We start from the raw sequence: 25,658 nt of genomic DNA, 5'->3' as shown, positions 1-25,658 counted from the left end.
CTCAAGCCACGGCTTTGCTTGGTCCGACATCGAAATCGTCATTGATCGGAACGAACAAATTGATTTCATGTATCGTTCTAGCCGAATGTCTAGTTTCGGAGGCTTGTGGGCGCAAATAGGGTGCGGCCAAATGCAGAAGATCAGCACCTTTGGAGGAGGTCACCATGACAAGCAGCTATGATGAGGTCTATGGGAGTTGGCGCAAGGACCCTGAGGGGTTCTGGATGGATCAGGCTTCGGGGATTGACTGGTTCGAAAAGCCCAAGATCGCCTTTGACCCGGATCAGGGTGTTTATGGGCGCTGGTTTCCCGACGGTGTGACCAACACCTGTCACAATTGTCTCGACCGGCATGTGGAAGGTGGCCGCGGTGACCAGGCTGCGATCATCTATGACAGCCCGATCACCGGTGCCAAGCGAACCATCAGCTACAGCGAGATGCTTGCAGATGTGGAAGCCTTCTCCGGCGCATTGTCTGACCGGGGCATACGCAAGGGTGACCGGGTGATCATCTATATGCCGATGGTGCCTGAAGCGCTGGTGGCCATGCTAGCCTGCGCGCGTCTGGGGGCTGTCCATTCGGTGGTGTTTGGCGGCTTCGCGGCTTCCGAGCTTGCGACCCGGATCGAGGATTGTGAGGCCAAACTGGTGGTGTCGGCCTCCTGTGGCATCGAGCCGGGCCGGATCGTGGCCTACAAGCCGCTGCTCGATGCGGCGATCGAACAGTCTTCCCACAAGCCAGATGTCACCATAATCCTGCAGCGTGAGGAACATCGCTGCGAGCTGATCAAGGACCGGGATTTTGATTTTCATGCCTTGCTTCAGGCAAATGCTGGCCGAAAAGTGACTTGCACGCCGGTTGCGTCCACAGATCCGCTCTATGTTCTTTACACATCCGGTACCACCGGCCAGCCCAAGGGGGTGGTGCGGGACAATGGTGGCCACATGGCAGCCCTGCATTGGTCCATGCATTCGATCTATGGCGTCAAACCGGGCGAAGTGTTCTGGGCAGCGTCGGATATTGGATGGGTGGTGGGCCATTCCTACATCGTCTATGGGCCATTGTTGCACGGCAATACCACCATTCTGTTTGAAGGAAAGCCGGTGGGTACGCCGGATGCCGGGACCTTCTGGCGGGTGATTGACGAGCACAATGTCGTGGTGCTGTTCACGGCGCCCACTGCATTCCGGGCGATTCGCAAGGAGGACCCGCAGGGAAGCCTGATTTCGGACTACGATCTTTCAGGTTTTTGCGCGCTTTTCCTGGCCGGTGAACGGGCTGATCCGGACACGATCCAGTGGGCGGAACGGCTGCTCAAGGTGCCGGTGATCGATCATTGGTGGCAGACCGAAACCGGCTGGACCATCGCCGGAAATCCGATGGGGCTCGGGCTTTTGCCGATCAAGCACGGTTCACCGGCGGTTCCGATGCCAGGCTACGATGTTCAGGTGATCGATGATGCCGGGCATCCGGTCGCGGCTGGAACTTTGGGCAATATTGTCGTCAAACTGCCGTTGCCACCGGGCTGTCTGCCGACACTGTGGAATGCGGATGACCGGTTTCAAGATGCCTATCTTGCGGAGTTTCCGGGCTACTACAAGACTGCGGATGCCGGATTCATTGATGATAACGGTTATCTGTTCATCATGGCGCGCACCGATGACATCATTAATGTCGCCGGCCATCGCCTGTCGACCGGCGGCATGGAGGAAGCGGTTTCCGGCCATCCCGATGTGGCTGAATGTGCGGTCATCGGCATTGCCGACAGCATGAAGGGGCAAATCCCGGCAGGTTTCATCGTGATCAATTCGGGCGTCGATCGCTCGGATGACGAGATCGAAAAGGAAGTGGTCAAGCTGGTACGCGACAAGATCGGCCCGGTTGCAGCGTTCAAGACGGTCATGGCAGTCAAACGGCTTCCCAAGACCCGGTCGGGGAAAATCCTGCGCGCCACCATGCAGAAGATCGCTGATGGCGAGAGCTGGAAAATGCCGGCCACCATCGATGATCCCGCCATTCTCGATGAGGTAAGCGAAGTGCTGGCCAAGCGCGGACTCAAGAGCCGTGACTCTTAAGCTTTGTCGCTAAGTTTGGCTTGAAGCGGAGACGCGCAAATGAAACTGGATCGTCAGATCCCGTTTCATTTGATCAAAACGCGGTGGACGTTCGCGCTGTTTGATTCTACGCATCGCTCCGACCAGATGCGGACACTGGCCTGCTGGTTTGCCAGCACAATCCAGCCGGGTCGCATAATTTGGAAGGAATGATCATGAGACTTGACGGACGAACAGCGATTGTCACCGGCGGTGCCAAGGGAATCGGGCTTGCGATTGTCCGTCGGCTGGCGAGCGAAGGCGCGCGGGTCATGATTGCGGATATCGATGAGGCGGCCGGTACCGCCGCAGTTGAAGCCGCATCAGGTGGAGGTGAGGTCCGCTTTACAGCGACGGATGTCTCCGAGCGGCTTGATGTCCATAATCTGGTGGCCAAGACAATCGATACATTCGGATCGATCGACGCACTGGTCAACAATGCCGGAATCGTTCATGCGGCTGACTTCCTCGATCTGGAAGAGGCAGATTTCGACCGGGTCCTGAACGTCAATCTCAAGAGTGCGTTCTTGTGCGGGCAAGCTGTGGCGCGCCACATGGTCGAACAGATCGCTGCGGGCGGCGAGCCAGGCTCGATCGTCAATATGTCGTCGATCAATGATACTTTCGCCATTGCCAACCAGGTTCCCTATTCGGTGTCGAAAGGCGGCGTAAGCCAGCTGACCAAGGTCATGGCACTGTCGCTTGCGCCACATGGCATTCGGGTCAATGCGGTTGGTCCCGGCTCGATCATGACCGACCTGCTTGCTTCAGTTGCAGAAAACCCGGAAGCGCGCAGCCGCATTCTGTCACGGACGCCGCTCGGGCGTATTGGGGAACCGGCTGAAATCGCCGCGGTGACGGCATTCCTCCTGTCCAGGGATGCAAGTTATGTGACGGGCCAGACCATTTATGCCGATGGTGGCCGAATGCCCCTCAATTACACGGTTCCGGTCAAGGAATAGCTCAATCTCAAGACCAAAAAAGGCCCGGCATTGCCGGGCCTTCTTGTATCAGGACCATCGTTCTGATGATCAATTGGTGTTGCTGTCGTCGTCTTCGGTTTCGGTCCGCTTCATCGATGTGAGCTTGGCGAAAACGGCATCGGCATCGATTTCCTTGTCGCCAGTCTCTTCCATCGGTTCCGCTGTTTCGGTTTCGCGAGCCGAAACAAGAACGCTGCCCTGCTGGTCTTCGGTGACCGGGCCACGGTTCTTTGCGGCACGTTCGACCTCAAGATCGAGATCGATCTGGGTGCAAAGGCCCAGTGTCACGGGATCCATCGGCGTCAGGTTGGCGGCATTCCAGTGGGTGCGGCCGCGGATCTGCTCGATGGTCGATTTGGTGGTTCCGACCAGCCGTGAAATCTGCGCGTCCTTGAGTTCAGGATGGTTGCGCACCAGCCACAGGATCGCATTGGGGCGGTCTTGACGCTTCGAAACAGGTGTGTAGCGCGGACCCTTGCGCTTTGTTTCGGGCACCCGGACTTTGGGTTCGGACAGTTTCAGCTTGTGCTCCGGATTGCCTTCCGCAGCCGAGATTTCCTCACGCGAGAGCTGGCCGGTGGCTACTGGATCGAGGCCCTTGATGCCTTGCGAGGACTCGCCATCGGCGATCGCCTTGACCTCAAGCGGGTGAAGCTTGCAGAACTGCGCGATCTGATCGAAGCTCAACGCCGTGTTGTCTACGAGCCACACGGCTGTCGCCTTTGGCATAAGAAGCTGCTGTGCCATGAATACATTCCTCCTGTACGTCCGCGCCGGGGTCGCGGGCCGTGGATGAAACCACCATTTCCGGGAAATCGGCGCCGTTATAACCGCAAGCCTGCACAAATGCAATTCTTGCGTTTGGGATTTGCCGAACCGGTCCAAGGTCTAATTGCCGCAAGCAAATGCCCTGATATTAATGGTCGTTATTCAAAACAGGCTGCGTTTATGATGATTTGCAGCAAGTACCCGTTTGGAGGAGGTTCAAATGTCGCAGAAATCCTACAAGGTCCTCAAGGACGCCAAGACAAGGGCTTTGATCGATGATGAGACCTACGAGAAATGGTACAAGCAGAGCGTCAAGGATCCCGAAAAATTCTGGGCCAAGCACGGCAAGCGAATCGACTGGTTCAAGCCCTATACCAAGGTGAAAAACACCAATTTCAACGGGAAAGTCTCGATCAAGTGGTTTGAGGACGGGGTTACCAACGTCTCCTACAACTGTATCGACCGGCATCTCAAAAAGCGCGGTGATCAGGTTGCCATCATCTGGGAGGGGGACAATCCCTATGATGACAAGAAGATCACCTACCGCGAACTCTACGACCAGGTCTGCCGCCTCGCCAATGTGATGAAGTCCAATGGCGTCAAGAAGGGTGATCGGGTCACCATCTACATGCCGATGATTCCGGAAGCCGCCTATGCAATGCTCGCCTGCACGAGGATCGGTGCAATCCACTCGATCGTTTTTGGCGGATTTTCCCCCGATGCGCTTGCCGGCCGAATCAGCGACTGCGAATCAACATTCGTGATCACGGCCGATGAAGGTTTGCGCGGCGGCAAGAAGATCCCGCTCAAGCACAACACGGATCTTGCGATTGAAATTGCCGCGCGTGATGGGGTGGTGGTCAAGAATGTGCTCGTCGTGCAACGCACAGCTGGCAAGGTTGAATGGTTCGAAAATCGTGATATCTGGTATCACGAGGCGGTTGCCGCGGCGAAACCGGATTGCCCGCCGGCCAAGATGAAGGCTGAGGATCCGCTGTTTATCCTCTACACCTCGGGTTCGACCGGCAAGCCTAAGGGCGTGCTGCACACCACCGGCGGCTATCTGGTCTATGCCTCGATGACCCATGAGTATGTCTTCGACTATCATGAGGGGGACATCTACTGGTGCACGGCGGATGTGGGCTGGGTGACCGGCCACTCCTACATCGTCTACGGGCCGCTCGCCAATGGTGCGACCACGCTGATGTTTGAAGGCGTGCCGAATTATCCGTCGCCAAGCCGGTTCTGGGATGTGGTCGACAAGCACCAGGTCAATATCTTCTACACCGCGCCCACCGCCATCCGGGCGCTGATGGGTGCGGGTGATGCTCACGTCAAGAAATCCTCGCGCAAATCACTGCGGACACTGGGTTCGGTGGGTGAGCCGATCAACCCGGAAGCCTGGGAATGGTATTACAATGTGGTGGGCGAGAAGAAGTGCCCGATTGTCGATACCTGGTGGCAGACGGAGACCGGAGGGATCCTGATCACACCCTTGCCTGGAGCGACCAAACTCAAGCCGGGCTCGGCAACGCGGCCGTTTTTTGGCGTGCAGCCGCAATTGGTGGACAATGACGGGGATGTGCTCGAAGGCACCACCGAGGGCAATCTGTGCATTACCGATTCCTGGCCGGGCCAGATGCGGACGGTCTATGGCGATCATGAACGTTTCATCCAGACCTATTTCTCCACATACAAAGGCAAGTATTTCACCGGTGACGGCTGCCGCAGGGATGAGGACGGGTACTACTGGATCACCGGCCGGGTCGACGATGTGATCAATGTGTCCGGTCACCGCATGGGCACGGCGGAAGTGGAAAGCGCACTGGTTTCCCATGATTCCGTGTCGGAGGCGGCGGTCGTCGGTTATCCGCATGATGTCAAGGGGCAGGGCATCTACTGCTACATCACCTTGATGGAGGGTCAGGAAGGCAGTGACGAGTTGCGCAAGGCGCTGGTCGGTCATGTTCGCCATGAAATCGGCCCGATTGCCTCGCCTGACAAGATCCAGTTCTCGCCGGGTCTGCCGAAGACGCGGTCAGGCAAGATCATGCGCCGGATCCTGCGCAAGATTGCCGAGGATGATTTTGGCGCATTGGGTGACACTTCGACCCTGGCGGATCCCGGTGTGGTCGATGATCTGATTGAGAACCGGCAGAACAAGAAGGGCTGATCAAGCCGGCCCGATGTTCTGCAAAGACAGCGGTATCAAGAGACAGGCCCGCTCCGAATGTTTCGGGGCGGGTTTTTGATGCCGGGTTGATGGATAGAGCCCGCGCAGCCCGGAAAGGCGTGCATTTGGCGGGTGTGATTTATTTGATCCAGGTGCTTGGCAAGAGGCGTTGTTTGCCCCACATTGTCAGTGTCTTTAACAATTGAAAGGAGGTGATCCGATGTCGAGTGATTCCCAAAAGCCGGTTCGTACGATTCGGATTGCCGGTCTTCGGAGCAGCCTCTGAAGAGCCGGTGATACTGGCAAGTCCTGATCGCTCGCGAAGTGATCTGGCAGGCGTCCAACCGGTGCTGGAATTCACGAAGGCCACCCCGAAAGGGTGGCCTTTTTGATTGTGATGGCGGTTCTTCACGCTCCCGCGCGGCGATTTTTCTGTTTCATGAATTGCACGGTGCCTTGGATTTTGTGCGCTTGCCGCCCTCATAGGGTGTTGCCAATCCGCTTTCGAGCATGGCGGCGGCTACATCGCGCTTGCCTGCCTTGAGATCGGCAAGGACCCGCCCGTAGTATTTTCCCCCCGATACATTGCTCAATTCGACGGTCGAATATCCCGCGACAAGCCGCTCGAGTTCACTTCGAGCGCTGTCTGCCGCCAATCGCTCGCGCGAACATTTAGAGCGGCGCTCCGGAGTGTCGATGCCACGCAACCGGACCGAAACACGAACTGCGTGGCCTGGCCATGGATGGGCGTCGACCAGCAACGTGTCGCCGTCAATCACCCTCACGATGCGGGCCAGGACCGGCCCGGCAACAGTGCGCCAGGCACTCTCGGCCGCAAATGCAGGTGCATTGGTGAATAGTTCCGTTGCCAGAATGGTAACGAAAACCAGTGTTGTTACCATTTGGTAAGCGAGTCGCACATTCATGAAAAAGGAATATATTCCTTTGTCAATCGAGGATCAACAGTGTGCGGTTTTCAGAAATCGATGGCCCGGCCGTCGATCTCCCAGTCGCCAAAACGCGCCGGATCAGCGCCTCCACGGCCACCGATTTCCTTTTCAGTCGAAATTTTAGCTGTGTCGCGCGCCTTGCGTCGCTCGTCTGCTTCAGCGAGTGCGCGTTTGGCAGCCGGGCTCAACTCCCGTTTGGGTGTATCCGTTTCGACTGCGTCTGTTTCGGATTGTTTGGGCTGCTGGTCATCTTGGGTCATCGGCATGGGTCCGGCTGAACGGCGTTTTATTGAACAATGGCTTGAAACTCCCCATCTTTAGAGCGACAAGCGGCGAAATCCAAATCCGGCGGGACATTCTGACCGGACGCGGAGAAAACAAACCTCGATGCAATCCAGGCCGCCAGAAAGGACATAGCGCATGAATCTCATTCGTACAGCCATGCTTCTGGCGCTGATGACGGCGCTGTTCATGGGCGTTGGATTTCTGATTGGCGGAACCGGGGGGATGATGATTGCCCTGGTGATCGCAGCCGGCATGAACCTGTTTTCCTACTGGAACTCGGACAAGATGGTGCTCAGGATGCACAATGCTCTCGAGGTGGATGCCAAAACCGCACCGGAATTCTACCAGATGGTTTCCGACCTGGCGCAAAATGCCGGTCTGCCGATGCCGCGCGTCTATGTGATCAAGAATGCCCAACCCAATGCCTTTGCCACCGGCCGGAATCCGGACAATGCCGCGGTGGCTGCGTCAACGGGTTTGCTTGAAAGCCTGACCGAGGAAGAAATCGCTGCGGTGATGGCGCATGAGCTCGCCCATGTGCAACACCGCGATACGCTGACAATGACCATCACGGCGACCTTGGCCGGCGCGATCTCGATGCTGGGCAATTTCGCGCTGTTTTTTGGCGGCAACCGCAACAGCAATCCGCTCGGTTTCATCGGCGTTCTGGTGGCGATGATCGTTGCCCCGTTTGCCGCGATGCTGGTGCAGATGACCATCAGCCGGACCCGGGAATATGCCGCGGACCGGCGCGGCGCGGAAATCTGCGGCAATCCCCTGTGGCTGGCCTCGGCGCTGCGGAAGATCTCGGCAGGCGCGGGCCGGATTGTCAATGAGGACGCCGAACGCAACCCGGCGACGGCGCACATGTTCATTATCAATCCTCTCAATGGTCAACGTATGGACAGTCTTTTCTCCACCCACCCGGCAACGGAAAACCGTATCGCCGCACTGGAATCGATGGCAGGTGAGATGGCGGCCCCGTCAGCCCACCGGCCCAGTGACCGGCCGGCTCGCCCGACCTCCACATCGGTGCCCCGTACGGGTCCCTGGGGTCGTGACGGATCGACCCGCAAGGGGCCGTGGTCTTGACCGGCGCACGGCCGGAGAGAGATCGCAAGAGACCTCAAAAGATGCCCAGCCGATACGATCCGGTCGATCTGAAGCCCGGTCTTGCCGCCCGGCAGGCAGCGACCCGGCTTCTGGCTGCGGTCACCGAAAGCCGCGCCTCGCTTGACGGCCTTCTTGATCCTGCGGGTGGCAATCCAGCCTTTACCGGCCTTGGTCCGCAAGACCGGCTGCTGGTGCGGGCCATCCTGCTGTCGGCCCTGCGGCATTTGCGGGTAATCGACGCCTATATTGACGAGCTTGTAACCTCTCCCCTGCCTGAAGGTGCCAAGGCACTGCGCCAGCTTCTCAGAGTCGGAGCGGCACAGATCCTGTTTCTTGATGTTCCTGATCGTGCCGCCGTTGACCTCGCGGTCAGCCAGGCCAATGGAGATCCACGCAACCGCCGCTTCGCCGGTCTGGTCAATGCGTTGTTGCGGCGCATGGGCCGGGAAAAGGAAAGCCGGCTTTCTGAGCTCACCGCGACGGTTCCTCCTTTTCCGGACTGGTTCGTAAGCCGGATTCAAAACGCTTATTCCCAGGAAGCGGATTCGATCCTCTCCATGCTTTCGGTTCCGCCGGCAATCGACTTGACGGTTAAAACCGATCCGGCAGGCTGGGCCGAGCGGCTTGGCGGAACCGTTTTGCCGACCGGCAGCGTTCGGATCGCAAGGCCCGCCGGCCCTGTCACCGATCTTGAAGGCTATGATGGCGGTGACTGGTGGGTTCAGGATGCCGCTGCAAGCATCCCGGCGCAGATGTTTTCGAGGCTCGACGGTTTGGAAGTCGCGGATCTTTGTGCCGCTCCCGGCGGCAAGACCGCCCAATTGGCTCTTGCAGGAGCTCGCGTTACGGCCTGCGATCAGTCCGCCAACCGGCTGGAGCGGCTCAAGGGCAATCTTTCCCGGCTCGGACTGGAAGTCTCCACGCATCTTTCCCGGGCACAGGATTTCAAGGCACCGGAAGGATTTGACGGCGTGCTGGTCGATGCTCCCTGCTCTTCAACCGGGACCGTGCGACGGCATCCGGACATTCCTTACACCAAGGGACCGGAGGACATCACGCGATTGACGCAAGTGCAGCGGGCTTTGCTTGATCACGCGGCAGGACTGGTTCGTCCGAAGGGCGAACTGGTGTTTTCCAACTGCTCGCTTGATCCCGAGGAGGGTGAGCTGATGGTGCAGGGCTTTCTTGCCGATCATCCAAGCTGGCGGATCAAACCGGTTGATGCTTCGCGTTGGCCCGGAATGGAGGCGGCAATCACCGAACTGGGGGAAGTCCGGACTCACCCGGCGATGCTGAGCGATGATGATCCTGCCCAAGCGGGACTCGATGGTTTCTACGCGGTGGTGTTGACGCAAGAGTAAGCATTCCGTACCCCTAAAAACACCGGGGTCGCCCAACTGTGGCTCTGCCGCTGCAGGTTGAGTGCGCATATGATAAAATAAGCCGTTATGCTACGATTCGGGTCCGGTGGAGGGCCGGGACCGTTTTTCAGGAATTCCCGCTTGGCAATCTCAATCCTTGATTCGCAGCGCTCAGCATCGCTCTACGTCGCAGAGATCTGGCGCCGGCTTACGCGCCGGGCGGCTCTGGGGCGAATCAGCGCCATGCGTTTTGCCGGGTCAACACCAGACCGCCTGGTGGTTGCACCGATCGATCTGCGTATCGCCGATGCTCATATCGCCTCGGAAATCTATGCCGGACGCTTTGCCCTTGCCGGCCGTATGATCGACACCAACGGCCAGAGTCCGTTTCACATGGACATGCCCGATGAGGCATTCCTGCGCAGTCTGCATGGGTTTGGCTGGCTCAGACACATGCGTGCGGCAGACCATGAGCTGGCTTTTGCGAATGCCCGGGCGCTGGTTGATGACTGGATTACTGTTGAAGGCCGCCGGTTTGGCGGGCTGCCGCATGAGCCTGATGTCGTCGCTGCAAGACTGATTGCGTGGTTTTCCCACTCGCCAATCGTGCTGCGCGGTGCAGATCATGGGTTTTACCGGCGGTTTCTCAAAAGCATTGCGCAGCAGACGCGCTATCTCCGGCTTGTTTCGGCAAGCCTGCCAACAGGCGTAACCCGGTTCAAGGCCAGAATTGCGCTGGCCATGGCGAGCCTTTGCCTGCCGGCAAGCAACGGAACCATTCGCGCGGCTGCGCGCAACCTTGATCATGAGTTTCAGAGCCAGGTGCTTCCTGATGGTTGCCATGTCTCCCGCAATCCGATGGTTCTGATCGAGCTTTTGATGGATCTGCTGCCGCTCAGACAGACCTATGTGAATGTTGGACAGTCTCCGCCGCACAATATGGCAGCGGGTATGGACAGGCTGTTTGGCGGTTTGCGGTTTTTCCGTCACAGTGATGGTGAGCTGGCTCTGTTCAATGGCGCTTCGGCGGTTTCTGCAGACCGTCTGCTTGCGGTGCTGCGCTATGATGAGACCTCAGGAGCGCCTTTTCGTGAAATGCCGCACGGAAACTATCAACGGCTTGCGATCGGTAATGTGGTTTTGATTGCCGACACCGGTGTGCCGCCACGCAGTGTTGCGTCCCAAGCCGCCCATGCAGGATGTTTGTCCTTCGAGCTTTCCTCGGGGTCCAACAGATATATCGTCAATGCGGGTGCACCTGTTTATGCAGAATCAGACTATGTCGGTTTTGCCCGGATGACAGCCGCACACAGCACCGTTACGCTCAATGACAGCTCATCGCTGCGCTTTTCGCAGTCGGATTTCCTGGGGCCGATCGTCACGGGCGGACTGCACAAGGTGAGCGTCGAATCACTTGACGAGAGTGGCAAGCAAGTCGGTTTCAGCGCGACCCACAATGGTTACGCCGGAAATCTGAAGCTGCTGCACCGCCGCAAGGTCCGGCTTCTGGCGTCTGGCCATGAAGTCCAGGGCCGGGATCAGATTCTCGGTCTTGATGAGGCCTCTCCAAAACCGGAAAACCAGACGGTTGCGGTCGCCAGGTTTCATGTTCATCCATCCATTCGGATTTCCCAGTCCGAGGACGGCGCTGTGCATCTGACTGCCGGGGATGGAGAGACCTGGGCTTTCGTGGCCCGCGATCTCAGACCGGTGATCGAGGAGGATGTGCACTTTGCCGATCTCGCCGGTGCACGTGCAAGCAAACAGATCACCCTGACAATCAAGGTTGGTGAAACCTCTCAGATTGACTGGAAACTTGTCCGCATTGCATTGCCGCGTGCAGCCAGCTGAAACGGGCTGGAAAAGCCCGGTTTGAACATTCCAACACGCGCGCGCCTGTGGTACCGCATGGCCTGGCCGGCCAAGACATCTGCCGGCGGTTTTGACGAGGGATTTCCATGGCCGTTGTTTCCAAGCATCACCCCGCACCCGATATGGTGCGGATCCGCCGCGCATTGCTGTCTGTTTCCGACAAGAGCGGGCTTGTGGAATTTGCGCGTGGTCTGGTGGATGCAGGCGTTGAGCTTGTCTCCACGGGCGGGACCCGTCTGGCGCTGGAAAAGGAAGGGCTCGCTGTCCGTGATGTGTCTGAACTGACCGATTTCCCCGAAATCATGGATGGCCGGGTCAAGACCCTGCATCCTGGAGTGCATGGCGGATTGCTTGCCATACGTGATGATGCCGAGCATCAGCAGGCGATGCAAAGCCATGGGATTGCCGAGATCGATCTGGCAGCGATCAATCTCTATCCCTTTGAGGAAACGGTGGCGCGCGGCGCGGATGCCGCCACGACAGTCGAGAACATCGACATTGGCGGCCCGGCGATGATCCGGGCGTCGGCGAAAAACCATGCCTATGTGACGGCGGTGACGGATCCGGACGATTATGGACGAGTGCTTGAGGCTCTCAAGACCAATGACGGCTGCATTCCACTTGCGCTTCGCAAGGAACTTGCGGCACTCGCCTTTGCCCGCACGGCAGCCTATGACGCGGCGGTGTCTGGATGGTTTGCCGGCGAACTCGACCTCGAATCCCCGCGGCATCGTGCCTTTGGCGGGCGGCTTCATGCGGTCATGCGCTATGGCGAGAACCCGCATCAGCAGGCAGCGTTTTACACCAATGGCAACAACCGGCCCGGGGTTGCTGGTGCACAATTGTTGCAGGGCAAGCAACTGTCCTACAACAACATCAACGATACCGATGCCGCCTTCGAACTGGTGAGCGAGTTCGATCCAGCTGCGGGTGCTGCCTGCGCCATCATCAAGCATGCCAATCCTTGCGGGGTCGCTGTCGGCGAAAGCCTGGTGGAGGCCTATGGCCGGGCGCTGGCATGCGACCAGACTTCGGCTTTCGGCGGCATCCTCGCCTTCAACCAGGTTCTGGATGGAGAAACAGCAAGCGAAATCGTCAAGATCTTCACCGAAGTCATCATTGCGCCGGATGCGAGCGAAGAGGCACGTGAGATCCTGTCGGCCAAGAAGAACTTGCGTTTGATGATCACCGGTGGCCTCGCCGATCCGCGTCAACCGGGCATAATGGTCAAATCGGTCTCAGGCGGTTTGCTGGTGCAGAGCCGCGACAACGGCTCGCGGACGGCTGACGATTTCAAGATCGTGACCAAACGTGCACCGGATGCACGCGAACTGGACGATATGGCCTTTGCCTTCCGGGTGGCCAAGCATGTCAAATCCAATGCCATCGTCTATGCGCTCAATGGTGCAACGGTCGGCATTGGTGCGGGGCAGATGAGCCGGGTCGATTCAGCCCGGATCGCGGCTCGCAAGGCAGTTGACGCAGCCGAGGTGCTGGGGCTCGACACACCACTGACAAAGGGCAGTGTTGTCGCCTCCGATGCCTTCTTCCCATTCGCCGATGGGCTTCTCTCCGCCATTGAGGCGGGCGCGACTGCCGTCATCCAGCCCGGCGGATCCATGCGCGATCAGGATGTCATCGACGCTGCCGATGAAGCGGGCGTGGCCATGGTGTTCACCGGCATGCGCCATTTCCGGCACTGAAGCGTCCTAGATGTGAGCCCGGCGGACTTTTCCCGCCGGGCTTCTTTCTCAAAGAACGTTCGCTGGTTTGCCGTCTGGCTTGTCGGCAGGATATGGCGTCGTCCAGAGCACATAAAGACCAACTGCAAAGAAAATGGCGATGGTCGCAATGCCAAGCCGCGGGGACCCGGATGCGGCAGTCACACTCGCTACCATGAAGGGGGCAAGAAAACTGGTGGCCCGGCCCGCCAGTGCGTAGATGCCGAAATAACGTCCCGCTTCATCCTTGCTGACGCTGCGTGCCATGTAGGCGCGGGAAGAGGCTTGCACCGGCCCGAAGGCGATTCCGATCAGCAGGCCAAAGGCGATGTAGGCTTTTTCCGCCTGGGTTCCGAACAATCCACCCGTATCCGTTCCGGCAAAGCCGAGTGCTCCGAAGAATGTGTAGCCGGGTCCTGTGGAAACAATGCCGATCGTCGCGACCAGCAGCATGATGATTGCGATCATTACAACAAGCTTCGATCCGAGCTGGGTGTCGAGGCGGCTTGCGTAAAGGCATGAAAAGATCGCCACAACATTGAGCATTATTCCGTAGACGCCAATTTCCGTGATTGACCAGCCGAACATTGCTGCTGCAAAACCGCCGCCTAGCGCCAGCAAGGCGTTTACGCCGTCCTGGTAAATCATACGGGCAATGAGAAAGCGGAAAATACCGGCGCGTTGGCGCACCTCGCGAAGGGTTGACTTGAGCTCCTTCAATCCGTCACGCACCGCTCCACCCATGGCGCGGCGTTCTCCGGCATCTGGTGTGAACAGAAACATTGGCAGGATGAAAACGGCATACCATAGGGCCGAAATTGGCCCGGAGGCTCGTGCGTCTTCGCCTTGAAGAGGGTCCAGCCCGAACAGTGGTTCCAGCCCGATCAGGGTTCTGCCGGTTTCCGGAGAGGCCGCGAGAAACGCGATGATGAAAATCAGCACGATCATGCCACCAAGGTAGCCGAGACCCCAGGCCAGATTGGAAACCCGGCCGATATCGGCCTTGGGCACTATACGCAACAGCATTGAATCATTGAACACGATGGAGAATTCCGCGGCTACCGCTGCAAGTGTGAAAACGGTCACCACAAGCACGAGATTGGAACCCGGAGCGGCAAACCAAAGTCCGCACAGTGCCGCAATCTTGATTGCAGCGAAAAAGGCTATCCATGGTTTTCTCGGTCCGGTCTGATCGGCGATGGAGCCCAGGATCGGTGACAGAATGGCAATCAGGAAGCCACCGGCAGCAATCCCGTAGCCCCAGGCGGCCTGACCGGTTGCTGCATCACTTGCCATGCGACTGATGAAATAGGGCCCGAAGATGAATGTGGTGACGACTGTAAAGAACGGCTGCGCCGCCCAGTCGAACATCATCCATCCGAAAACACCGCGCTTTTTCGCTCCCGCGCCACTGTCTGCGGCGCCGTTTTGCATAAGATCGTTCACGTTTGTTGTTCCTGTTTCTCTGATCCTGTCACGGCCGCAAGGAACGGGCAAGATCGCTCATCATGCCAGCGGCGACCGTCAGCTTTGCGAGTGTCAGCTCGCCGCTGTCTGTCAGAGACAGGATCTGGCCGGCAACATGGCCGATGCGGTCCTTGTTGCCGGAAAGCCAGGCTCCGGCCGGATCTGAATCATCCGGATTGCTGTCGAGAGCGGTGCTGGAGATGATCCGGCGCGCCTGTGAAATCTCGTCAAGACTGCGCGCCAAGGCCAGGCCTTCGAAGTGGTCGGAGACTGGAATTCGGTCGACGGCGGCCACGATACGGCCAATCCGGAACGCTTCCGTAACAGAGAAGAACGCATCCATTGCGCGTTTGAGGTCGGTTCCCGAGGCGTCCGCGACATGACAGATATCGGGTGTCAGGCTCATACCACCCAAAGCTGCTATTTCGCCGGCTAATTTTTCCGGCACTCCATGCTCTATCAGTTCGGCTTTGATGCGCTCGGCTTCCTCACGCATGAAATCGGGCATTGCGCTTTGGATCCTGGATCCAAGTTTCGCGGCACCGTCGCGCATGGAGGCAACAGCTTTGCTCAGATCGCCCTGAGCGGCGCCGGTCTTGAGCGCCCAGCTGGATACAGTGCGTACCGTGTCGCCGACATGCGCATAGAGCCGGTTCTGGACAGGGCCTGGAATTCTTGTGTCAAGGCCATCAATCTCGCCATAGAGCCTGTCGAGTGACAACCCGTCGCGTGCAAGCACAAAGGCCTTGACGATTTCGGCTGCAGTCGCGCCCGATTTGTCTCCCAATCCGATAACAAAGGCCGGGCCACCGCGGTTGATGGCGTCATTGCCGATCAGGGTTGAAATGATCTCCCGGCGCAGCCGGTGGCTGATGATGTCTGTTTCATGGGATTTCAGCATCTTTTTGGGGAAATAGGATTTGAGGGTATCGCTGAAATAGGGATCGTCGGGCAGCGAGCTGGCGACAATTTCGTCAAAAAGAACCAGTTTCGCATAGGACAGCAAGACGCCGATTTCCGGTCTGGAGAGTGCCTGCCCTGAGGCCAGCCGTTCGGCAACCAGCGTGTCGTCCGGCAGGTCCTCGACTTTCCGGTCCAGCAGTTCACGGCCTTCCAGGTTGGTCATCACCCGGTTCAATTCGCCGACACCAGATGCGCCCTGAGCTTCAGCCAGCGAGATTGCCAGAGTCTGCAGATAGTTGTTGCGCAGCACCAGCTCCGCGACCTCATCGGTCATCGAGGCAAGCAGTTTGTTCCGCTTGGGCCGGGTCAAACGGTCCTCGCGCATGGCGTTTGCCAGTGCGATCTTGATGTTGACCTCGACGTCGGAGGAGTTGACGCCGGCAGAATTGTCGATCGCGTCGGAGTTGCAGCGGCCGCCCGCGAGCGCATAGGCGATGCGGCCCTTTTGGGTGACTCCCAGATTGGCCCCCTCGCCGATCACCTTGGCGCGCACCTGACGGGCGACGATCCGGATCGGATCATTGGCGCGGTCGCCGACATCCGCGTCGTTCTCACGGGCGTCCTTGATGTAGGTGCCGATACCGCCAAACCAGAGCAGATCGATTTCCATCGACAGGACCGCGATCATGATTTCCTGTGGCGTCGACTTCCTGCCCGACAGGCCGATGGCTGCGGCGGCCTCGGGTGTCAGATCGACCGATTTGAGCGTCCGCGGGATGATCATGCCGCCCTTGGACAGTTTCGACGTGTCGTAATCCTGCCAGCTTGAACGACCCAGCTCGAACAGCCGCTTGCGTTCGGCAAAGCCGGTCTCGCAATCGGGATCGGGGTCGATGAAGATGTCGCGGTGGTCGAAGGCAGCGACCAGGCGGATCTTCTCGGACAGCAGCATGCCGTTGCCAAACACGTCGCCGGACATGTCGCCCACCCCGGCTGCAGTGAAGGGCGTGGTCTGGATGTCGATGTCCATTTCGCGGAAGTGGCGCTTGACCGCTTCCCAGGCACCGCGGGCGGTTATGCCCATCTTCTTGTGGTCGTAGCCGGCCGATCCGCCGGAGGCGAAGGCGTCATCCAGCCAGAAATCCTGTTCCTGGCTTAGCGCGTTGGCGGTGTCGGAAAATGTTGCCGTGCCCTTGTCGGCGGCGACCACAAAATAGGGATCGTCGCCATCGTGACGCACGGTGTTGGCCGGCGGCACGACATCGTCACCGACAATATTGTCGGTGACTGACAAGAGTGTCCGGATGAAGAGCTTGTAGGCATTTCGCCCGGCTTCGAAGATGGCATCGCGGCCGCCGTCGGCTGGCAATTGCTTGGGATAGAATCCGCCTTTCGCGCCAACCGGTACGATCACCGCATTCTTCACCTGCTGCGCCTTGACCAGACCCAGCACCTCGGTGCGGTAGTCCTGCGCCCGGTCCGACCAGCGCAAGCCGCCGCGGGCAATCGGGCCAAACCGAAGATGGACGCCTTCCACTTCCGCACCATAGACGAAAATCTCGCGGAAGGGCCGCGGTTCGGGCAGCCCGTCGAGTGCTTTCGGGTTGAGCTTGAAAGCCAGTGCGGGGCGCGGGGCGCCGTCAGGGCCGGTCTGAAAGAAATTGGTTCTCAGCGATGCCTGTATGGCGTTCATGTAGCGCCTGAGAATCCGGTCATCATCGATGCTTGGAACTTCTGCCAGTGCAGATTCGATCGCTTCGATCAGATCCGATATCTGCTTGGTGCGATCCTTGTCACTGGTACCAATTTCAAACCGGATGCGAAACAATTCGAACAATTGGGCTGAAATGGCGGGATGCCGATTCAGGCACTGGGCCATGTATTCTTGCGAATAGGCAATGCCTGCCTGGCGCAGATACCGCGCATAGGCGCGCAGTACCATCGCCTGACGGACCGACAGGACGGTATTGGCGACCAGCCGGTTGTAGCTGTCATTGTCGGTCTCGCCGTGCCAAACCGACAGGAAAGCCTCCTCGAGCCGTGCACGATCGGTGTCGAGATCGACAATCCGGTTGCTCTCGTGGATAATCTCCATGTCATGAACAATGACGGCTCTGGATTGACCGCCCTGCTCATCGAGGAAAATCTCGTGGGTTTGCTCGCTGATCACCTTGAAGCCGAGATTTTCAAGGAGTGGCACCCTGCGAGACAGCGCCACCGGCGCGCCGGCATGGAAGATCTTGAGCGCCAGATGATCGTCTGGTGTTTCCTGGCTGCGATAGAAGGCAATGCGAATGGTGCCCGCTTCGCCGCAGGCGAGAATGTCGTCGAGGTCGGCAAGCGCCTCGTCGGGGCGGAAACGTTCCTTGTAGGACTGGCTGACACTCATCCGTGCCGCGGCGTCGCCGCCGAGCGCCTGAAACTGGTCTTCCCAGCGGGTTACGATCGAACGCACATCACGTTCGAGCTGTTCCTGGGCTATCTGCGGTGTTCTGCCTTCGGAACGGCCGATGATGAAATGCACCCGCGCCACGCCGCCCTCGGGAAAGGCGGGATAGTAAGCCGACACCCGGCCATTGTAGATGGTCTTGAGATAATCGCCGATGCGCTCGCGGGCGATCGAATCATACTGATCGCGGGGCACGTAAACAATCAGTGATACAAAGCGGTCGAAGCGGTCGATGCGGGGCAAAACCCGGACCCTGGGCCGATCGGAGAGTTCGTTGATCTGCATGCAGAACCGCACCAGCAGGGAGACATCGATCTGGAACAGATCATCGCGCGGGTAGGATTCCAGCGTGTTCAGCAACAGCTTGCCGGAATGGCTTTCCGGATCATAGCCGAATTCCTCGGTCACGGCCTGGACCTTGGAGCGCAGCAGCGGAATGTTGGCGACCGAACGGGTGTAGGCCGTGGAGGTGAACATGCCGACGATGCGAAGTTCGCCAATCACCCGGCCCTTGAGGTCGAACCGCTTGATGCCGACATAATCCATATAGGTGCGGCGATGGACGACGGAGCGGACATTGGCTTTGGTGACGATCAGGAAATCGGGCCCGTGGAGAAAGTCGAGAATCTCCGGGGTGGTGGTGACCTGGTCCTTGCCCAGCCGCAACACCCGCACGTCGGGGTCGGCGAGAATGCCAAGACCTTCCGTCTGGGACCGGCTCAGTTCGGCCTCTTCGCCTTCTCCGGAATAGACGTATTCCCGCATTCCAAGAAAGGTGAAGTTGTTGTCGCGCAGCCAGGCGATGAAGGCCAGGGCCTCCTGTCGGGCCGGTTCGGTCTTCTTGTCGACATCCAGCGCCACCAGATCCGCGGCCGCGTGGTCGATCATGGCCAGCATCGGTTTCCAATCCGAAACCGCGGCCTGAACCTGGTCGAGCACATGGCGAACCTGAGCGGTCAGCTCCTTGCCCGCGGCGGGACCAAGCCGTGGTATATGGATTTGGATATGGCTGATGCGGTGTTCATACTCGCTGCCGTCGCCATGGGAAAACAGCGTTGCCGGCGCTTTGCCATCAACGACCAGGATCGGATGCAAGGCCATCAGGATGTCGCGTACCTGCGAGGTGACCTCGCCCATCACCGAATCATAGAGGAATGGTTTGTTGCGTGTGGTGATCGCCAGAACTGAAACATCGCGGCCATCGCTCGTGGCCGCGTCGACCTCGACCAGGCTCATGCGGGCATCGTTGCCGTCCCAGGCGCGAATCTCGGCCTCGGCCAAAATCGTTGCTGCTGCAAGGCTTTCGGGCACCATCAGCTCCAGATCGTCTTCGCTGACGCGCGAAAACAGAACCTCCGGATTGATGTGCGGTTTCTTGCTGCGCTTTGCAACCGATTCGGCCTCCGCAAGCAGCGAACCTGACTTCCGGGTGTTCTTGACCCCCATTCCCGTCCCTCCAAGACTTGATCTTTGGCCAAAACCTATCAGAAGTGTCAGGCAATGCGACTGTATTTCGCACATATGGAGGATTTGTGATGACAAAGGGGCCAGAAGCCGTAACCGCGCTCAAGCTTGAGCAGGAAATGCCGCTGAGCGAGGCCATGCAAGCGTATTTCTCCAAATGCGACGAAAAGCTCGGCATGGTACCAAACGTTCTCAAGGCTTATGCCTTCAACACCGAGAAACTCGAAGCGTTTGCGACCCTCTACAATGATCTGATGTTGGCCGGTTCCGGGCTCAGCAAGCTTGACCGGGAGCTGATCGCGGTTGCGGTGTCTTCGGTCAACAAGTGCTTTTACTGTCTGACGGCGCATGGAGCTGCGGTGCGCCAGCTTTCCGGAAACCCGGAACTTGGCGAGCAGATGGTGATGAATTACCGGACCGCTGATCTTGAACCGCGGCAACGGGCCATGCTCGATTTCGCCGTGCTGATGACAGAAGATTCGGCCAGGATCGGGGAAGAGGACCGCCAGATGCTTCGCGATTCAGGGTTTTCGGATCGCGATATCTGGGACATCGCTGCCGTGGCGTCGTTCTTCAACATGACCAACCGGATGGCCTCGGCGACGGATATGCGGCCCAATCCGGAATATCATGGCCTTGCCCGCTGAAATGTTTCTTGATGCCCTCTATCTGAAAGTTCCGGACAGCCCTGTATTTCGGATAGGGCAAATGCAGAAGTCAGTGAGCGGTGCTAAAGTCGATCAATCTCGCTAACGGGCCGATAACAGGCAGGGAATTGTGTGCATGAAAGATGATGACGAAAAAGTGCGGGAAGCCAGGCGGACACTCGACCGCATCGGTCAGGAAGGCGGCCTGTCAGCAACCCCGGCGATGAAATCGGCCGCCAACAGCGTGCGTGATCATTTTTCCGCAGCTGACGCAGACAAGGCTGACCCGGCCGAACTGTGGGGCACCCGGATTGCGCGCGCGCTGGCGCTTGTGGCGTTGGTTGGTCTGGTCTGGTTCCTGTTCGGCCAGCTCTCGCAATGACCACTGACACTCGCAATGGGACGGACGTTCGTCCGGCGGTGATCGTCATCTCGAGTCATGTGGTCCGCGGATCGGTGGGCAACCGGGCGGCGGTGTTTGCGCTGGAAACACTGGGTTATCCGGTCTGGGCTCTGCCGACGGTTGTTCTCCCCTGGCATCCGGGCCATTCCCGTGCCACCCGGATCGTGCCTGGAAAAGAGGAATTCTCTGCGCTGATTGATGACCTTTGCGGGTCGCCCTGGCTTGGCGAGGTTGGCGCGGTGCTCTCGGGTTATCTTGGCGATGCGGGCCAGGCTCAGGATGTGGCGCGGTTGGTGGGTGCGGTGCGAGAGGCCAATCCGGAAGCTCTTTACATGTGCGACCCGGTCATTGGCGACGCCGGCGGGCTCTATGTCCCCGAGGCACTGGCCGGGGCGATCCTCAAAAACCTCATCCCGATCGCCAACATCGCAACTCCGAACATTTTTGAGCTCGGCTGGCTTTCGGGAGCTGAACTGACCAATTCGACGTCCGCGGTGTCGGCGGCAGAAACCCTGGGTCCCGCGCGTGTTCTGGTGACCTCGGCCCCAGCGATGATGGCGGGCAGCACCGGAAATCTGCTGATCAGCGGCGGCGCGGCCCGAATGGCGGAGCACCGGCTGATTCCTGATGCGCCGAATGGTCTGGGTGATTTGATGTCGGCAAGTTTTCTGGCGCGTCTGCTTGAAGGGCTGAACGAGGAAAAAGCCTTGCAGATGGCGACGGCCGCGGTCTTTGAAATCCTGGCGAGGACCGCCCGGCGTGGAGCCGACGAACTGATGCTTGAGACCGATGCGCAAAGCCTTCGCACGCCAATGGCGATGGTGAACATGCGTCGGATGGTATCTGCAGCGGGCCGCAAGAAGCCTTGATTACGGATGATGCGGAGATCCCGGACCTTGCCGGCGTTGATGGTTGCCGCGCAGGCTGGATCGCCTGGATCCGGACCGCCGGCAGCTCCGCTCCGGATTTGCGGATCTACAGCCGTTTTGCCGATCTTGTTGAGGACCTTGGTTCTGATGCGGTGATTGCGGTCGACATGCCCATCGGATTGCCGGAACGGATTGAGGGACCGGGCCGTGGTCCGGAACAGGCCATCCGGCCGTTTCTCGGAGCGCGGCAATCCAGTGTGTTTTCCATTCCTGCCCGGGCTGCGGTCGAAGCCCGGAGCTATGGTGAAGCCTGCGCCCGCGCGCTTGAGACGTCGGATCCACCGAAGAAAGTTTCCAAGCAGGCCTTCTATCTGTTCCCCAGGATCCTGGAGATTGACCAGGTGTTGCAAGCTGACGAGGGGCTGAGACCCCGGGTTGTCGAGTGTCACCCGGAATTTTCCTTTTGCCGGCTCAACAATGGGTTGGCGATGCAGACGCCGAAGAAGATCAAAGGCAAGGTCAATCCAGAGGGGATCGCCGAGCGGGTTGCTGTCCTTGCCCGGCACCGCTTCGATCCCCGAAGTTTTGAGAATGATCCGCCGCGCGGTGCTGGCATGGATGATGTGATCGACGCCGCGGTCAATCTCGTGATGGCCGGCCGGCATGCCGCAGGGCTGACCAGCACTTTTCCGGCCCATCCCGCGTCTGACCGCCACGGAATCCCGATTGCCATTCATGGCTGAATGGAAACGTTTTTGGCCGCATCGCAAGCATCCTGAGGAAAAAGGCTGATTGATCTTCGTCGCAGGCCCGTTTATGTGGCTTGCTATGTCGTCATTTCCGACCCGTCTTCTTGAAGGCTATCAGTCATTCATGTCCGGCCGCTACACGGCTGAACGTAACCGCTACCGGGATCTGGCCGAAGCGGGACAGGAGCCGCATACGCTGGTGATTGCCTGCTGTGACTCCCGCGCCGCCCCCGAAACGGTGTTTGATTGCGGGCCGGGCGAACTTTTCGTTGTGCGCAATGTTGCCAATCTGGTGCCGCCCTATGCACCGGATGGCAATTTCCACTCCACCTCTGCGGCGCTTGAATTTGCGGTGCAGTCCTTGAAGATCCGTCAAATCGTGGTGCTCGGGCATGGCCGCTGCGGTGGCATCAAGGCTGCTCTGGATGTTGATGCGGCGCCACTCTCGCCGGGCGATTTCATCGGACAGTGGATGGGCCTGCTCAAACCTGCCGCGCAGCAGATCAAGGACAGCGTGCTGCTGACCAGTGGTGAACGGCAATTCGCGCTCGAGCACATCTCGATCCGCAATTCGATTGCCAATCTTCGGACATTTCCCTGCGTAAAGATCCTTGAGGATCGGGGAAAGATGGCATTGCATGGGGCCTGGTTTGATATTTCCACCGGTGAATTGTGGGTGATGAACTCCCAGACCGGCGATTTTTCCCGTCCCGAGACCTCGCTCGCTTGACAGCAAGCCCTGCCGTCCGTTTCCATAACCTCGACCGGCGGTGTGCCGGAAAGCTTTGGAGCGTGTTATGGGTGCAGTCCGGTTTCTGATTGTCATGCTGATTTACAGTCTCGGAGCCGGGGTGGCGCCGGCCCGTGCCGACAACGCGCTTTTGGACCGCTGGTACTGGGCCCTGTTCAATGTCGATCGAGGAGTGCTTTCCGAGTTGTTGAGCGACAACGCGTTGATCGAGCTTGAGGACCTTGGGGTCACCCAGACCAAAATGGAGTTCATTGCCGCACTCGATGAGTGGGAGGACGTTGCCGAGACTGCCAATTTTGCCTGGCAGATCGATGCCGAAGCGACCCAAGACGCCAGTCAGGCGACTGCATTGGTGTGTTACCAGTTTCCCGGCAATGATCTGATGGTCCGCGACTTCTTTACCTTCGATGAGGGTATAATCACCGGCAGTGTTCAATCGACTGTCGGTGATACCTGCGAGGACTTCTAGGGCTAGGACCCGATGCAAAATCCGCTCAGCGGTCGATTTCGGCACCGATCTTGGCAATTGCCTTCTGGTAGACCCCGGCCGCATTCCAGCCTTTGATCGCGCGGAAATTGGTTTCGCCGGGTTGATAGCCACCGCCGCGTTTCCAGCCATGGCCGCGCAGGAAGTTGGCAGTGGAGGCCAGCGCATCGGCTGTTGAGCCAAGATTGATCGAACCATTGCGGTCGCCATCGACCCCGAACCGCACCACATTGGCAGGCAGGAACTGGGTCTGGCCTATTTCGCCATGGGCGGCGCCCTTGAAATCGGGGCTGAGCCAGCCTTTCTGGATCAGTTGCAGCTGGGCATAGAGTTGCTCGGTGAAAAAGGCTGAACGCCGGCAATCATAGGCCAGCGTCGCCACTGCAGACATCGTGTGCTGGTTACCGGAAAACCGTCCAAAACCTGACTCCATGCCCCAGATGGCGATCAAAGGACCCGCAGGGACACCATATTTTTGCTCAAGTGCATTGAAAAGCCGGGCATTCCTTTGCTTGAGTTTCTTGCCCTGGGATATGATCGAATTGGCACCGCGTTTCTGCATGAACTGCTCGAATGACAGTTTGAAACTGCGCTGGTTGCGATCAAGCGAGATGGTTTTGCTGGCGTAGCGGACATTGGCAAATGCCCGGCTGATTGTTCGGTCGGAAATTCCGGCCCTGGCTGCTTCCTTCTTGAACTGTTCGATCCATGCGGGGAAGCCAGCGGAATTGTTGCCGCATTGTGCGGACATAGCCGGTGTGCTCAGGCCCATGGCAAGAAGCGTTGCCGCGCTCCAAAGCATCAATTTTCCGCTCTTGATGGTCATGCATCCTCACCCTTTTGTCACGTGAAATCGGCCTGGGTGGGAGATTGCCAGCGATTCGGCAAAAAGTCACGTTTCATGAGCAAGTGATCAAATGAAAGACCCGGCATCGCTGGGCAATGCCGGGTCGTTCTGAGGATCTGGGAAGCAATCAGGCCGCCAGACGCGGTGTGATCAGGCGCCGGTTGACCAGCAGCTCGGCGATCTGGATCGTGTTGAGTGCGGCGCCCTTGCGCAGGTTGTCGGATACCACCCACATGTTCAGGCCGTTCTCCACGGTCGCGTCCTCGCGGATGCGGGAGATGAAGGTTGCGTCTTCACCGGCGCATTCATAGGGCGTGATGTAGCCGCCGTCCTCATGCTTGTCGATGACCTGGCAACCGGGCGCATCGCGCAGGATGTCGCGCGCCTCATCGGCGGTTATCTCGTTTTCGAACTCGATATTGACCGATTCCGAGTGGCCGATGAAGACCGGTACGCGCACAGCGGTGCAAGTGACCTTGATCTTCGGGTCGAGCATCTTCTTGGTCTCGGCCAGAACCTTCCATTCTTCCTTGGTGTAACCGTCTTCCATGAAGTCATCGATGTGCGGAATCACGTTGAAGGCAATGCGCTTGGTGAACTTCTGGCTGGTGATCGGATCGGCGACAAACACTGCGCGGGTCTGGTTGAACAGCTCGTCCATGCCGTCCTTGCCTGCGCCGGAGACCGACTGATAGGTCGAGACAACAAGACGCTTGATCTTCGCGTGATCATGCAACGGCTTGAGCGCCACGACCAGCTGTGCGGTCGAGCAGTTGGGATTGGCGATGATGTTGCGCTTGGTGTAGCCGGAAATGGCGTCCGGGTTCACTTCCGGCACAATCAGCGGCACGTCGGCATCGTAGCGCCAGGCCGAGGAATTGTCGATGACGATGCAGCCTTGTGCGCCGATCTTTGGCGACCATTTCTTGCTGATCGTCCCGCCGGCAGACATCAGGCAGAGATCGGTGTCGGAGAAATCATAGGTTTCGAGGTTTTTGACCTTCAGGGTCTTGTCGCCAAAGGACACTTCGGTGCCTACCGAGCGGCTCGATGCGAGCGCGACGACTTCGCTGACAGGAAAGCCGCGCTCAGACAGAATGTTGAGCATTTCGCGGCCGACATTGCCCGTCGCCCCGGCGATTGCGATTTTGAAACCCATGGTTCCCGTGCTCCTCTCTCCCCTTGTTAGCAGTCAAGCGCCACTCTTCCCGCCCCGGGGAGAGTGAGGGGGCGGAACGGGTCAGATCGTGGTTTTGGTTTTGATCAATTTGCGCATGGTGGCGGTGTTTTGATGCAAGTGCGG

At 58.7% G+C, this 25,658-nt stretch carries 20 protein-coding genes; 13 read left to right on the top strand and 7 right to left on the bottom strand.

Features of this window, described 5'->3' with window-relative positions; genetic code table 11:
• Positions 1-164 precede the first annotated feature (164 nt).
• Both HPDFL43_RS21125 and HPDFL43_RS21120 read left to right on the top strand, forming a co-directional pair.
• Complete coding sequence (locus HPDFL43_RS21125) at positions 165-2,075, top strand: propionyl-CoA synthetase (protein WP_007199471.1); 1,911 nt, start codon at positions 165-167, stop codon at positions 2,073-2,075.
• Between the two features lie 194 nt (positions 2,076-2,269).
• Positions 2,270-3,055 (top strand): SDR family NAD(P)-dependent oxidoreductase, encoded by a 786-nt coding sequence (locus HPDFL43_RS21120; RefSeq protein WP_040450681.1) that lies wholly within the window; start codon positions 2,270-2,272, stop codon positions 3,053-3,055.
• A gap of 69 nt (positions 3,056-3,124) precedes the next feature.
• On the opposite strand, the gene HPDFL43_RS21115 is transcribed toward HPDFL43_RS21120, so the two are convergent.
• Entirely contained in the window at positions 3,125-3,823 is a 699-nt protein-coding gene (locus HPDFL43_RS21115; RefSeq protein WP_007199468.1) for a DUF1013 domain-containing protein, read from the bottom strand.
• A 241-nt stretch (positions 3,824-4,064) separates the two neighbouring features.
• Between HPDFL43_RS21115 and acs the strand changes: the two genes are divergently transcribed.
• Entirely contained in the window at positions 4,065-6,017 is a 1,953-nt protein-coding gene (acs, locus tag HPDFL43_RS21110; RefSeq protein WP_007199467.1) for an acetate--CoA ligase, read from the top strand.
• Between the two features lie 437 nt (positions 6,018-6,454).
• Here acs and HPDFL43_RS21105 read toward each other — a convergent pair whose 3' ends face one another.
• Both HPDFL43_RS21105 and HPDFL43_RS21100 read right to left on the bottom strand, forming a co-directional pair.
• Complete coding sequence (locus HPDFL43_RS21105) at positions 6,455-6,943, bottom strand: thermonuclease family protein (RefSeq protein WP_245271084.1); 489 nt, start codon at positions 6,941-6,943, stop codon at positions 6,455-6,457.
• Positions 6,944-6,993: 50 nt separating this feature from the next.
• Positions 6,994-7,233: a DUF1674 domain-containing protein gene (locus tag HPDFL43_RS21100; RefSeq protein WP_007199465.1), complete on the bottom strand. Its 240-nt coding sequence runs from the start codon at positions 7,231-7,233 to the stop codon at positions 6,994-6,996.
• A gap of 154 nt (positions 7,234-7,387) precedes the next feature.
• Here HPDFL43_RS21100 and htpX point away from each other — a divergent pair, with 154 nt between their 5' ends.
• The 4 genes from htpX (at position 7,388) to purH (ending at position 13,301) form a co-directional block, all read left to right on the top strand.
• Positions 7,388-8,344 carry a zinc metalloprotease HtpX gene (gene htpX / locus HPDFL43_RS21095; protein ID WP_007199464.1) on the top strand — a complete coding sequence of 319 codons (957 nt, stop codon included), beginning with the start codon at positions 7,388-7,390 and terminating at the stop codon, positions 8,342-8,344.
• 41 nt (positions 8,345-8,385) lie between these two features.
• Complete coding sequence (locus tag HPDFL43_RS21090; protein ID WP_007199463.1) at positions 8,386-9,726, top strand: RsmB/NOP family class I SAM-dependent RNA methyltransferase; 1,341 nt, start codon at positions 8,386-8,388, stop codon at positions 9,724-9,726.
• A 141-nt stretch (positions 9,727-9,867) separates the two neighbouring features.
• The gene (locus HPDFL43_RS21085; RefSeq protein ID WP_007199462.1) at positions 9,868-11,577 is read left to right on the top strand and encodes a heparinase II/III family protein; all 1,710 of its coding nucleotides are present in this window, start codon (positions 9,868-9,870) and stop codon (positions 11,575-11,577) included.
• Positions 11,578-11,684: 107 nt separating this feature from the next.
• The gene (purH, locus tag HPDFL43_RS21080) at positions 11,685-13,301 is read left to right on the top strand and encodes a bifunctional phosphoribosylaminoimidazolecarboxamide formyltransferase/IMP cyclohydrolase (protein ID WP_007199461.1); all 1,617 of its coding nucleotides are present in this window, start codon (positions 11,685-11,687) and stop codon (positions 13,299-13,301) included.
• A 48-nt stretch (positions 13,302-13,349) separates the two neighbouring features.
• On the opposite strand, the gene HPDFL43_RS21075 is transcribed toward purH, so the two are convergent.
• Positions 13,350-14,753 (bottom strand): MFS transporter, encoded by a 1,404-nt coding sequence (locus tag HPDFL43_RS21075; RefSeq protein WP_040449424.1) that lies wholly within the window; start codon positions 14,751-14,753, stop codon positions 13,350-13,352.
• Between the two features lie 40 nt (positions 14,754-14,793).
• A complete protein-coding gene (locus HPDFL43_RS21070) occupies positions 14,794-19,584 on the bottom strand; it encodes an NAD-glutamate dehydrogenase (RefSeq protein WP_040449423.1) in 4,791 nt (1,596 codons plus the stop codon).
• Between the two features lie 89 nt (positions 19,585-19,673).
• Between HPDFL43_RS21070 and HPDFL43_RS21065 the strand changes: the two genes are divergently transcribed.
• The 6 genes from HPDFL43_RS21065 (at position 19,674) to HPDFL43_RS21040 (ending at position 23,490) form a co-directional block, all read left to right on the top strand.
• On the top strand, positions 19,674-20,249 hold the full coding sequence (locus HPDFL43_RS21065) for a peroxidase-related enzyme (RefSeq protein ID WP_007199457.1): 576 nt from the start codon (positions 19,674-19,676) through the stop codon (positions 20,247-20,249).
• Between the two features lie 136 nt (positions 20,250-20,385).
• Positions 20,386-20,631: a hypothetical protein gene (locus HPDFL43_RS21060; protein WP_007199456.1), complete on the top strand. Its 246-nt coding sequence runs from the start codon at positions 20,386-20,388 to the stop codon at positions 20,629-20,631.
• Positions 20,628-21,521 (top strand): pyridoxal kinase PdxY, encoded by an 894-nt coding sequence (pdxY, locus tag HPDFL43_RS21055; RefSeq protein WP_007199455.1) that lies wholly within the window; start codon positions 20,628-20,630, stop codon positions 21,519-21,521. Before HPDFL43_RS21060 ends, pdxY begins: the two co-directional genes overlap by 4 nt.
• Positions 21,518-22,264 (top strand): DUF429 domain-containing protein, encoded by a 747-nt coding sequence (locus HPDFL43_RS21050; protein WP_007199454.1) that lies wholly within the window; start codon positions 21,518-21,520, stop codon positions 22,262-22,264. Before pdxY ends, HPDFL43_RS21050 begins: the two co-directional genes overlap by 4 nt.
• A gap of 85 nt (positions 22,265-22,349) precedes the next feature.
• Positions 22,350-23,000 (top strand): carbonic anhydrase, encoded by a 651-nt coding sequence (locus tag HPDFL43_RS21045; RefSeq protein WP_007199453.1) that lies wholly within the window; start codon positions 22,350-22,352, stop codon positions 22,998-23,000.
• 67 nt (positions 23,001-23,067) lie between these two features.
• Positions 23,068-23,490, top strand: a complete 423-nt coding sequence (locus tag HPDFL43_RS21040; RefSeq protein ID WP_007199452.1) for a hypothetical protein — start codon at positions 23,068-23,070, stop codon at positions 23,488-23,490.
• 25 nt (positions 23,491-23,515) lie between these two features.
• Here HPDFL43_RS21040 and HPDFL43_RS21035 read toward each other — a convergent pair whose 3' ends face one another.
• Together HPDFL43_RS21035 and HPDFL43_RS21030 are read right to left on the bottom strand one after the other, a co-directional pair.
• Entirely contained in the window at positions 23,516-24,310 is a 795-nt protein-coding gene (locus HPDFL43_RS21035) for a lytic murein transglycosylase (protein ID WP_156970461.1), read from the bottom strand.
• Positions 24,311-24,482: 172 nt separating this feature from the next.
• Positions 24,483-25,514: an aspartate-semialdehyde dehydrogenase gene (locus HPDFL43_RS21030; protein WP_007199450.1), complete on the bottom strand. Its 1,032-nt coding sequence runs from the start codon at positions 25,512-25,514 to the stop codon at positions 24,483-24,485.
• Positions 25,515-25,658: the final 144 nt, after the last annotated feature.

It is taken from the genome of Hoeflea phototrophica DFL-43, from assembly GCF_000154705.2.
Lineage (GTDB): Bacteria > Pseudomonadota > Alphaproteobacteria > Rhizobiales > Rhizobiaceae > Hoeflea > Hoeflea phototrophica.
This window is presented reverse-complemented; position numbering and strand designations above follow the sequence as displayed.